Genomic DNA, 10970 nt, shown 5'->3' with positions numbered 1-10970 from the left:
CTCCTGACCGAAACCAGCTAACCACCCGTGTTGCAACCACCCCCGGAATCCGCCCCTTGCGATAGGCGCAAGGAAGGGGGCCTTCATGTACTTCAGGTGGGTAGGCGCAGGTACCCCTCGGTCGCGCGCGCGAGCGGCAAGGCGCACGATGGGGTCATGACCCGCGAAGCACCCGCGAACGACGTTGACGAGACCCAGCTCGAAGTCGGGAAACCGAAGAGCTGGGCGGCCGGGATCCCCGGGGTCGCCGTCTCCTTGATGCGCGGCATGGAGCAGATGGGCGCCGCGCGCACGGTGAAGACGCTGCGCCTGCTGAACCAGCGCGACGGCTTCGACTGTCCCGGCTGCGCCTGGCCGGAGCCGCGCGAGGTCGACGGCGAGCACCGCAAGCTGGCCGAGTTCTGCGAGAACGGCGCGAAGGCCGTCGCCGAGGAGGCCACGAAACGCCGGGTCGGCCGCGAGTTCTTCGCCGAGCACTCCATCCAGGAGCTGGCGGACAAGACGGACTATTGGCTCGGCCAGCAGGGCCGGATCACCGAGCCGTTCGTGCTGCGCGAGGGCGCGTCGCACTACGAGCCGATCTCCTGGGACGACGCGTTCACCCTGGTCGCGGACGAACTGCGGGCACTGAGCGATCCGAACGAGGCGATCTTCTACACCTCCGGCCGCACCAGCAACGAGGCCGCGTTCCTCTACCAGCTCCTCGTGCGCTCCTACGGCACCAACAACCTCCCGGACTGCTCCAACATGTGCCACGAGTCCTCCGGGGCGGCGCTCGCGGCGACGACCGGGATCGGCAAGGGCTCGGTGACGCTCGCCGACATCCACAAGGCGGACCTGATCGTGGTGGTCGGCCAGAACCCGGGCACCAATCACCCGCGCATGCTGTCCGCGCTGGAAGAGGCCAAGGGCAACGGCGCGAAGATCATGGCGGTCAATCCGCTGCCCGAAGCCGGTCTGATGCGGTTCAAGAACCCGCAGAACGTCCGGGGCGTGGTCGGCAAGGGCACCCCGCTGGCCGACGAGTTCGCGCAGATCCGCCTCGGCGGCGACCTCGCGTTGTTCCAGGCGATCGGGCATCTCCTGTTGCGGTGGGAGCAGGAGACGCCCGGCACGATCGTCGACCGCGCGTTCGTCGAGTCGTCTTCCGAGGGGTTCGAGGACTACGCGAAGCATCTGCGGGAGATCGACTGGACCGAGGTCGCCGCGGCGACCGGGCTGCCGCGTGAGCAGATCGAACGGCTGGCGCGGATGATCGCGACGTCGAAGCGGACCATCTACTGCTGGGCGATGGGCCTGACCCAGCACAAGCACGCGGTGCAGACGATCTCCGAGGTCGCGAACCTGGCGCTGATGCGCGGCATGATCGGCGAGCCGGGCGCGGGCCTGTGCCCGGTGCGCGGGCATTCCAACGTCCAGGGCGACCGGACGATGGGCATCTGGGAGAAGATGCCGGAGTCCTTCATGGACAGTCTCGACGACGAGTTCGGCATCAAGGTGCCGCGAGACCACGGTTATGACACCGTCGCCGCGATCCGCGCGATGCGGGACGGGAAGGGCAAGGTCTTCTTCGCCGTCGGCGGCAACTTCGCTTCCGCCACCCCGGACACGGAACTGACCGAGAAGGCGCTCAAGTCCTGCTCGCTGACGGCGCACGTGTCGACGAAGCTCAACCGCTCGCACGTCGTCCCCGGCAAGACCGCGCTGATCCTGCCCACCCTCGGCCGCACCGAACGCGACACCCAGGCCGCCGGCGAGCAGTTCGTCACCGTCGAGGACTCGATGTCGCAGGTGCACACCTCGCGCGGCAGGCTGGCCCCGGCCAGTGAGCACCTGCTGTCCGAGGTCGCGATCATCTGTCATCTCGCGGAAGCGCTGCTCGGCGCCGGGCATCCCGTGCCGTGGCGGGACTTCCACGGTGACTACGACCTCGTCCGCGACCGGATCGCGCGCGTCGTCCCCGGCTGCCACGACTACAACTCCCGGGTCCGCGAACCGGACGGATTCGTCCTCCCGAACGCGCCGCGTGATTCCCGGCAGTTCAACGGAACCGCGAACGGCAAGGCGAACTTCACCGTCTCCGAACTCGAATACCCGCAGGTGCCCGAAGGCAGGCTGCTGTTGCAGACGATGCGCAGCCACGACCAGTACAACACCACGATCTACGGGCTTTCCGACCGTTACCGCGGTATCGAGGACGCCCGGCGTGTGGTGCTGGTCAACCCCGACGACCTGGTCTCGCTCGGACTGGCCGACGGTGCGATGGTCGACCTGGTCTCGGAATGGCGGGACGGCGACCGCCGGGCCCCGAGCTTCCGCGTCGTCTCGTATCCGACGGCGCGAGGGTGTGCGGCGGCGTACTTCCCCGAGGCGAACGCCTTGGTGCCGCTGGATTCGGTGGCGGACAAGTCGAACACGCCGGTCTCGAAGGCGATCGTGGTCCGGCTGGAGCCGCTGGGCTGAGCGGCTCCGGCCGGACCACCACCGGCTAGCCCTCGGCGCGCAGGATCACCGGCGTGGACGAATTGGTCTGGACATACGCCCAGATCACCCCGCCGGACCGGCTCGTGGCGACCACGCCGCCGTTGCCGGCGAGCGACTGGTCGGCCACCGGGACGTCGGTCCAGCCGGTCCCGTTCCAGACCCCGAACAGCGGCCTGCTGACCCCGGCACCGGAGTCGTACTTCGCGCTGGTGACCCACGCCTTGCCGTTGTCGTCGGCGCTGAGCGAGCCGTACCTCGCTGTCGGCATCCGCAGGTCCACGGGCAGCTCCGGACCGCGTTCGAAGGCGGAACCGGTCCACCGTTGGATCAGCTGTTCGACGTCGGCCTGCCCGGCCAGCCACACCTCACCGGGCGCGCCGACGGCGATCCGGTTGGCGAAGCGCAGGAAGTCCTCGGGCGCGCCGGGTTCGGGTGCCGTGGGCACGATCGTCCACTGTGTACCGTCGAAACGCTCCACGAGCGCGCGATACCGTTCCTGGCCGTCGTCGAGGCGGACGTAGGCGTAGCCCGACACCCACACCTCCTGGCCGCGCACCGCGACGGAGGACAGCGCCGAGTACCGGGTGCCGGCGGGCACCGGTACCGCGACCTCCTGCCAGGCGGAACCGTTCCAGCGCACCACGAACGGCCGGGAATCGGGGTTGGGCTGCTGGGAGCCGTCGACGCCGGCCGAACCCACCGCCCAGACGTTGTCCGCCCCCGACGCGGCCACGTCGTTCAGCCGGGCGATCTTCTCCGGGACCTCCGGGATCGCCGTCTGGGTCCAGGTCGTGCCGTCGCCGTGGAGTGCCACCGGCCTGCCGCCGCTGCCGGCGTCGTAGTTCGTCCCCACGGCCCAGACGTTCGTGTCGCCCACCGCGACCGCGCCGGAGAAACCACCGCTGAACTGGGGTGTCTGCTCCTCCTGCCACGCCGCGCCGTCCCAGCGCGCGATCCCCGCGGACCACCAGCCGGAGCCGACGGCCCACGCCTTCCCGGTTTCCGTCGTCGCGAAAGCGCTTACCGACCTGAGAGAGGTCAGCGCGCCTGTCGGGGTCGTGACGAACTCCTGGCCGGGTACCGCCTGCGCGGCCGGAGCCGTCGCGAGCACCACCCCGGCCACCAACGCGGCGCTCAGGACCGTTCTTCGGGCATGACGAATCGATGTGGACATCGGCAACTCCCCAGTCACTCAAGTCGATCAAACTCGGTCCGCCCAACCTAGCCGCCACCGAGCCCGCTCCGGTAGACCCGAAAGGGTCCGGCCGACGCTAGGTTGATCACAGGGACATCTTTGCCTCGCCGCACCTTTGGCTGCCCCCTTGGCGGTGCCGGGCGAGGCCGGACCGGGTCCACCGTGAAACGCGACCCGCTCACGGAAAGGCCTCGCCATGTCACGAAGATCGACCCTGCGCGGTTTCGCCGCCTCGGCCTCCCTCATGCTCGTCGCCGTCCTGCCCGGCGCGGCCACGGCCGCTCCGGCCGTACCACAGCCACTCCCCTTCGTCTCCCAGCTCGACCTGTCCTGCTATCGGACCGAGGGCTACAAACCGCCACCGACGGCTGTCACCTTGCAGCACCTGAATCCCGTGCTCGCCGAGCTGCCGCCGGAGACGGTCAAACTGGGGGCGCGCGAGCAACTCTGCGTGCCGGTCGCGAAAAACGGCGCCATCCCGCCGCCCGGGATCCTCGACTACGCCCGCTGGGTGGACTTGGCCTGCTACCGCATCGAAGGAGGCGCCAGGAACGTCCCGCTGACGCTCAGCCAGCTGAACCCGGTCGTGCAAAGGCTCGGGATCCAGGACGCCCCCGTGACCATGCTGTCGCCGGAACAATTGTGTGTCCCGGTCGCGAAGAACGGCGAGCTGCCGCCGCCGGAGATCCTGTCGTTCGTCCGGCACATCGACCTCGAGTGCTACGCCCTGCGTGTCCTCGGGATCCCCGGCCGTCCCTTCCCGTTGACGCTGGGGCATCTCAACCCGGTGCTGGCCGACCGGCCGAAGACGGAGGTGAAGGTCGGCAACGCACGGCAGTTGTGCGTCCCGGTGGCCAAACGCGGTGACGAGATCCCCCGGGAGGTGCTCGGCACGGTGCGGTGGCTTGGATCTGGCGAAGTACGACGTCGCCACCGGCCCGAGTGTCATCGGGCCGGTCACGCTGAAACTGACCCACCTCAACCCGGTGCTGGCGCACCTTCCCGGCGAGGAGGTCATCCTCACCGAACCGGCCCAGCTCGGCCTTCCGGTCGCCAAGAACGGCAGGATCCCGCCGAGGGATTGACCTCGCTCAGTCGATGCAGCCGGTGTCGTCGGAAGTGATCGGCTGGTCGGTCCGGGCCCCGGCCGACCCGCCCCCCGCGGACACGCCCGGTCCCTTGTAGACCTGTCCGAGGACGACCTGCACGTGGCCCGCCGCGACGGAATCGGCCTTCTGGGTTTCCAGCCCGCCGAGCAGCTTCGCGATCTCCGCGGCGGGCCCCGACGCGTCGCTGAACCGGACGACGGAGGTCCGCCGTCCGGTGTCGGCCGTCGTGTCGCCCTTGCCGAATCCCTTCTCCACCAGGAGATCCGAGACGCGGGCGGCGAGACCGTCCTTGCCGCTCGCGTTGACGACGTCGACCTTGGGGCTGGCGGGGGTCTGCGGTGTCGAGGGCTGGGCACCGATCAGGGACGCGGCGAAAGCCCTCACCTGTGCGGGGTCCACCTGCACGGCGGTCCAGGTCGGCTGCTTGGGGTTGTAGCGGTAGTCGGGGTTGACCACCGGGATCGTTTCGAAGGCGATACCGCCGCCGGAGACACCCTGCATCTGCTTCACGAAGTCGAGCAGGTCCCATGAGCCGTCGAGGACGACCGACCGTTTCACCGCGTCGATCAGGTCGGAGACCTTGGCCGGGTTGGCGAGTGTCCCCGCGGAGAGCACCTGTTTCGCCAGGCCGGCGAGGAACACCTGCTGGCGGCGTACGCGGTCGAGGTCGCTGCGAGGCAGATCCTCACGCTGGCGGACGAAGGCCAGCGCGTCGGCACCCTGGATCGTCTGCTTCCCCGCCTTGAAGTTCGCGCCGGATTTGACGTCCTTGGTGTCCCGTTTCAGGCACACCTCGACCCCGCCGACGGCGTTGCTGATGTCGTAGAAGCTCTGCAGGTTGACCTCGGCGAAGTGATCGATCTTGACGCCGGTGAGGTCCTCGACCGCCTTCAAGGTCGCCTTCCGGGCGGCCGTGATCGCCACCTTCTCGATCTCCGCCTTGTCGGTCTTGCCCGCCTTGCGCTGCTCGCTCGCCGAGGCGAACTTGGCGTGGCCGAAGATCCCGTTGATCTTGGTCTTGTCCTTCGTCCCTGGCTCCGCGACAAAGGAGTCACGCGGGATCGAGAAGGCTTTGACCGCCTTCTGGTCGTTGGGGATGCGGAGCACGATGAGCGTGTCGGTCAGGTCGTCGCCGTTCGCCCCCACCCGCAGCTCGCGCAGCATCGCCGGGTCCAGCGGCTCGCCCTGCTGGTTGGTCCGCGAATCGCGCCCGACCAGCAGGATGTCCAGCGACCCGTCGGCGGGCCGCTCCCCCGGCTCCGGTGCCTCGATCACGTCTTCGCGGGTGATGCCGTCGAGCGACTCCAGCGTCGTGTATCCGTACGCGGTCCCGCCGAACACCGCCACCGCCAGCGCGGCGACCAGGACCTTCCCCAGCTTGTGCACTTCCTTAGGACGCGCGGGACGCCGTCACTGCTGCATAGGTGATCCACTTCACATCCGCAGATGCGACGCGCCGTTCAGGTCGAGGATCGCGCCGGACGCCCAAGCCGCCTCACCGGAAGCCAGATAGAGCACCGCGGCGGCGACCTCCTCCGGCGTGCCGACCCGGCCGAACGGGCTCTGCCCGCGCAGGACCTCGCCGCTCGCGCCTTCGAGCTTCGTCGCGACCCTGTCGGTGGCCGTGAAACCGGGCGCGACCGAGGTCACCGCGATGCCGTGCGGGGCGAGGGCCACGGCGAGCGACTGCCCGAGCGAGTGCAGCGCGGCCTTGCTCGCGCCGTACGCGGGGAACTCGGGCTCGCCCTTGAAGGCGCCCCGCGAGCCGATGTTGACCACGCGGCCGGGCACGCCACGCTCGATCATGTGCCGCGCCACGCAGTAGGTCACGTTCGCCGTGCCGAGCACGTTGACGTCGACCATGCGCCGCCAGATCCGCTGCCAGTCCGCATAGGACACTTCCGCGACAGGATGCGCCGACGCGGCGGACGGCGCGAAAGCGGCGTTGTTCACGAGGACGTCGACGCCGTCCACGGCCGACTCGGCTTCGTCGGCGACCCGTTGCGCCACTTCGGGATCCGAGAGATCGCCCTGGACCAGCCCGTGCCCGGAACCGGGCAGCCCGGCGAGTGTCCGCTCGGCGTCCTCCCGCTTCGAGGCGTAGTGGACGGCGACCCGGTCGCCCTTTTCCGCGAAGGCCCGCGCGATCGCCCGGCCGATGCCGCGCGACGCCCCGGTCACCAGAACTCCCATGGCTCCGACCTTAGTCAGCCGCCGAAGAGCTGGACCACCTTGCGGAACAGTTCGTAGACGCCGTAGGCGAACGGGAGCGCGACCCACAGCCACGCGAACACCATCAGCCCGGTGCGGCGGGGCTCGGGAGCCTGTTCGGTCATCGGGCCTCACTCCTCGCGGCCTCGCCGGACGACGCCGGCTCGTGGAACTTCGGGTTGACCGGCCGCACCAGTTCGTTGGCGACGAAGCCGACGACCAGCAGGCCGATCATGATGAACAGCGACGTCGTGTAGAGGTCGGGGCCGACCTTGCCCGCCGACTTCTGGCTGTCGGCGATGGCGTTGACGATCAGCGGCCCGAGCACCCCTGCCATCGACCACGCGGTCAGGAGCCTGCCGTGGATCGCGCCGACCTGGTAGGTGCCGAAAAGGTCCTTCAGGTACGCCGGGACGGTCGCGAAACCGCCGCCGTAGAAGGACAGGATCAGCATCGCGCACAGGACGAACACGAGCTTCGAGGCGTTGGTGGTCAACGCGATCACGAGGTACAGCAGGGCGCCCGCGCCGAGGTAGAGCCGGTAGATGTTCTTGCGGCCCACCAGGTCCGAAGTGGACGACCAGACGAACCGGCCGAGCATGTTGGTCAGCGAGAGCAACGCGACGAACCCGGCCGCGGCGGCGGTGCCGACCGGCGCCGAGGTCTCGCGGAAGAAGTCCGCGATCATCGGCGCCGCCTTCTCCAGGATGCCGATGCCCGCCGTCACGTTGAAGCACAGCACCACCCAGAGGAGCCAGAACTGCGGCGTCTTGATGGCGTTGCGCGCCGACACGTTCGCGGTGGTGATCATCGCGTTGCCGTTCGCGGCCTTCGGTTCCCAGCCCTTCGGCTTCCAGTCGTCGGCGGGCACGCGGATCAGCAGGATGCCGAGGCTCATGAAGACCGCGTAGACCAGGCCGTGCACGAGGAACGCCGTCGCGACCGTCCCGATCGTCCACGGCGCCGCGCCCAGCATCTGCGACGACCACGGGGAGGCGATCAGCGCGCCGCCGCCGAAGCCCATGATCGCGATGCCGGTGGCCATTCCCGGCCGGTCCGGGAACCATTTGATCAGCGTCGACACCGGCGAGATGTAGCCGATGCCGAGCCCGATGCCGCCGATCCCGCCCCAGCCGAGGACGACGAGCCAGTACTGCGACGTCGCCACCCCGAGCGCGGCGAGCAGGAAGCCCGAGCTGAAGCAGACCATCGAGACGAACATCGCCCAGCGCGGCCCGTTGCGCTCGACCAGTGTCCCACCGAACGCCGCCGACAGCCCGAGCATCACGATGCCGAGCTGGAACGGCAGAGCGCTCTCCGTGCCGCTGAGTCCGAGCGTCTTTTCCAGCGGCGGTTTGAAGACGCTCCACGCGTACGCCTGCCCGATCGAAAGGTGGACGGCCAGCGCGGCGGGCGGCACCAGCCAGCGGCTCCAGCCCGGTGATGCGACGATGCGGGAACGGTCCAGGAAGCCGACAGCCATCCGGCGCCTCCGTACTCTGAGGATGTGCACTGGGAATGTATTACTTAATTCCCGGCGTTGCAGTACACGACTGTCGAATGACCGGCCAGAAAGGTGGACAAGTGGGCAGGGTGACGGTGCGCCGTCCGGTGCGGAAGATCTCCGCGACCAGGGACGTGCGACGCCCCGACGCGCTCGCGGCCGAAGAACCGCTGGAGATCCGCGTCGGCGGCAAGGCACTCGCGGTCACCATGCGGACACCCGGCAACGACGTCGAGCTCGCGCACGGCTTCCTGCTGTCCGAAGGCGTGCTCACCACGCGCGAGGACGTCGCGGTCGCCCGGTACTGCGACGGCGTCGACGACCAGGGCCGCAACACCTACAACGTCCTGGACATCGCCCTGGCCGAAGGCGTCGCGCCGCCGGAGACGGGCGTCGAGCGGAACTTCTACACCACGTCCTCGTGCGGCGTCTGCGGCAAGGCCGCGCTCGACGCGGTGAAACTGCGAAGCCGCTTCTCACCGGAGAAGTCCGAGTTCGCGGTGAGTACCGACGTGCTGGCGAAGCTCCCGGACACGCTGCGCGCGCACCAGAAGGTCTTCTCCAGCACCGGCGGGCTGCACGCGGCCGCCCTGTTCGACGGCGACGGGAACCTCGCCGTCGTCCGGGAGGACGTCGGCAGGCACAACGCCGTCGACAAGGTCCTCGGCTGGGCGCTGCAAGAGGGCCGGATCCCCGCCGCGGACACCGGTCTGCTGGTGTCCGGGCGAGCCTCGTTCGAACTGGTGCAGAAGGCCGCCATGGCCGGGATCGGTCTGCTGGCGGCGGTTTCCGCGCCGTCGTCGCTGGCCGCGGAACTGGCCGAGGAGAACGGCATGACCCTCATCGGTTTCCTGCGGGGCGACAGCATGAATCTCTACAGCGGCGAACAGCGGGTGCTGGGTCTCGGGGGCTGAAGGACGCTTTCCCGGCGTCTCATGAAGGGAAAGCGTCCTTCACCGCATGGCATGCGGGGAAAGTCCCCTTCAGCCCTCGGTACCGACCCAGTTCCCGTGGAAGCCGTTCGGCACGCGGTCCGGCAGGTGCACGGCTCCGACGGTCTCCAGCGTCCCCGCGTCCAAAATGGTCAGGTCGCTCTTCTGCGTCGCGGGATCGTAGACGAATCCCATCAGCACACCCTCGTCCTCGCCCGCGTCCACTGAGGACGGAACGAACACGAACTCCCCCACGTGCGCGCCCTCGCCGAATTGCCTCGACGAGACCGAACGCTTCCACAGGTCGTGCTTGAGCAGGGCACCCGACGACGCCGATCCATCCTTTGTGGACACCGAGTAGCCGAAGCGGTGCGGCCGCCCGAGCAGTCGCTCGTCGACACGCGGGAACTCCTGGCCCTGGTCGTCGAGGCGTTCCTCGACGACCTTGCCCGCGGCCAGGTCGACGGTCCAGCGGTCCAGGGTCGGCGGCCCCTCGGCCGGCCCCAGCAGCTCGGTGTCGAACATCTTCGGGTGCCGCACGACGTCCAGCACGATGGAGTCGCCGTCGTCGTAGGCGTTCATCGGGTGGAAGACGTAGCAAGGCTCGACCTCGAACCAGCGGATGTCGCCGTTGCCGCCCTCCCGCGGCATGACCCCGATCCGCGCCGGGTACTTCGGGTTCCAGCGGTACGGCAGGCCCGCGTTGCCCGAGATCCGCGAACGCAGCTTCGCGCTGAGCGGGTCCGGCACCTTCACCTTGCCCACCAGCGCGGACACCACGAGCCGCGCGGGCGTGCGCAGGAACGACGGGACCGACGTGGACACGGCCTGCTCGCTCTCGAACGTGACCGGGAGGTCGTAGAAGACGACGTGCTTCTCGGTCAGGGAGAAGTCGTGCATCATCGGCGAACCGGTGACCTCGACGTCGACCGTGCGCTTGGCGCGGCCCTGCGCGTCGATCACCGAGTACTGCACCTTGTTGCCCCAGCCGAAGAAGTACGACACGGCGTGCAGTTCGCCGGTCTCCGGATCGCGCTTCGGGTGGGCGGTGTAGCCACCGGGGAGCGTGCCGTCGAAGTCGCAGGCGCCGACGGTGTCGAGCTCGTCGGTCAGCTCGAAGCTCGTGGCGCCGCCCTCGATCAGCGCGAGGGTCTTGCCGGCGTGACCGATCACGTTCGTGTTGGCCCCCATGGAGGCGAGGCCGGGAACGGACCCGCCTTCCCAGCGCTCGCCGAGTTCCCGCGAGAGCCGGGGATTGCGCACCCACCGGTTGCGGTACCACTCGGCGCGGCCGTCGCGCAGCCGGACGCCGTGCACCATGCCGTCGCCCATGAACCAGTGGTAGGTCGCCGGGTCCACCTCGGACAGCGGGTTCGGCCCGTTCCGCAGATAGCGCCCGTCCAGGTACTCCGGGATGTGCCCGGTGACCCGCAGTTCGGTGATCGTGTGCTCGCGGTTGACGGGGGCGAAGTTGCCCTCGAGGAACTTGTTGCCCATCACAGGCCCCCTGATCGATGGCTGAAGCAGCGATATAA

The 10970-nt window shown here is 69.0% G+C and carries 9 protein-coding genes; 3 read left to right on the top strand and 6 right to left on the bottom strand.

Annotated elements, in window-relative coordinates; genetic code table 11:
* The first annotated feature begins 156 nt into the window (after nucleotides 1–156).
* Nucleotides 157–2463: an FdhF/YdeP family oxidoreductase gene (locus tag ACFWMR_RS29520; RefSeq protein ID WP_378380741.1), complete on the top strand. Its 2307-nt coding sequence runs from the start codon at nucleotides 157–159 to the stop codon at nucleotides 2461–2463.
* Between the two features lie 25 nt (nucleotides 2464–2488).
* Here the strand turns inward: ACFWMR_RS29520 and ACFWMR_RS29515 are convergent, their stop codons facing one another.
* The gene (locus tag ACFWMR_RS29515; RefSeq protein ID WP_378380740.1) at nucleotides 2489–3658 is read right to left on the bottom strand and encodes a hypothetical protein; all 1170 of its coding nucleotides are present in this window, start codon (nucleotides 3656–3658) and stop codon (nucleotides 2489–2491) included.
* Between the two features lie 217 nt (nucleotides 3659–3875).
* On the opposite strand from ACFWMR_RS29515, the gene ACFWMR_RS29510 reads away from it, so the two are divergent.
* On the top strand, nucleotides 3876–4802 hold the full coding sequence (locus tag ACFWMR_RS29510; protein ID WP_378380739.1) for a hypothetical protein: 927 nt from the start codon (nucleotides 3876–3878) through the stop codon (nucleotides 4800–4802).
* On the opposite strand, the gene ACFWMR_RS29505 is transcribed toward ACFWMR_RS29510, so the two are convergent.
* The 4 genes from ACFWMR_RS29505 to ACFWMR_RS29490 are packed head-to-tail and all read right to left on the bottom strand — an operon-like array spanning nucleotide 4771 to nucleotide 8482.
* Nucleotides 4771–6174 carry an LCP family protein gene (locus ACFWMR_RS29505; protein WP_378380738.1) on the bottom strand — a complete coding sequence of 468 codons (1404 nt, stop codon included), beginning with the start codon at nucleotides 6172–6174 and terminating at the stop codon, nucleotides 4771–4773. The genes ACFWMR_RS29510 and ACFWMR_RS29505 overlap by 32 nt on opposite strands.
* A 48-nt stretch (nucleotides 6175–6222) precedes the next feature.
* The gene (locus ACFWMR_RS29500; protein ID WP_208636078.1) at nucleotides 6223–6981 is read right to left on the bottom strand and encodes an SDR family NAD(P)-dependent oxidoreductase; all 759 of its coding nucleotides are present in this window, start codon (nucleotides 6979–6981) and stop codon (nucleotides 6223–6225) included.
* Between the two features lie 14 nt (nucleotides 6982–6995).
* Entirely contained in the window at nucleotides 6996–7124 is a 129-nt protein-coding gene (locus ACFWMR_RS29495; RefSeq protein ID WP_279629255.1) for an MFS transporter small subunit, read from the bottom strand.
* Nucleotides 7121–8482, bottom strand: a complete 1362-nt coding sequence (locus ACFWMR_RS29490; protein ID WP_378277002.1) for an L-lactate MFS transporter — start codon at nucleotides 8480–8482, stop codon at nucleotides 7121–7123. The genes ACFWMR_RS29495 and ACFWMR_RS29490 overlap by 4 nt, the downstream gene beginning before the upstream one ends.
* 101 nt (nucleotides 8483–8583) lie before the next feature.
* Here ACFWMR_RS29490 and fdhD point away from each other — a divergent pair, with 101 nt between their 5' ends.
* Nucleotides 8584–9417, top strand: a complete 834-nt coding sequence (fdhD, locus tag ACFWMR_RS29485; RefSeq protein ID WP_378380737.1) for a formate dehydrogenase accessory sulfurtransferase FdhD — start codon at nucleotides 8584–8586, stop codon at nucleotides 9415–9417.
* Nucleotides 9418–9486: 69 nt separating this feature from the next.
* Here fdhD and ACFWMR_RS29480 read toward each other — a convergent pair whose 3' ends face one another.
* On the bottom strand, nucleotides 9487–10932 hold the full coding sequence (locus ACFWMR_RS29480; RefSeq protein WP_378380736.1) for a carotenoid oxygenase family protein: 1446 nt from the start codon (nucleotides 10930–10932) through the stop codon (nucleotides 9487–9489).
* Nucleotides 10933–10970: the final 38 nt, after the last annotated feature.

The organism is Amycolatopsis thailandensis, from assembly GCF_042723255.1.
Lineage (GTDB): Bacteria > Actinomycetota > Actinomycetes > Mycobacteriales > Pseudonocardiaceae > Amycolatopsis > Amycolatopsis thailandensis.
This window is presented reverse-complemented; position numbering and strand designations above follow the sequence as displayed.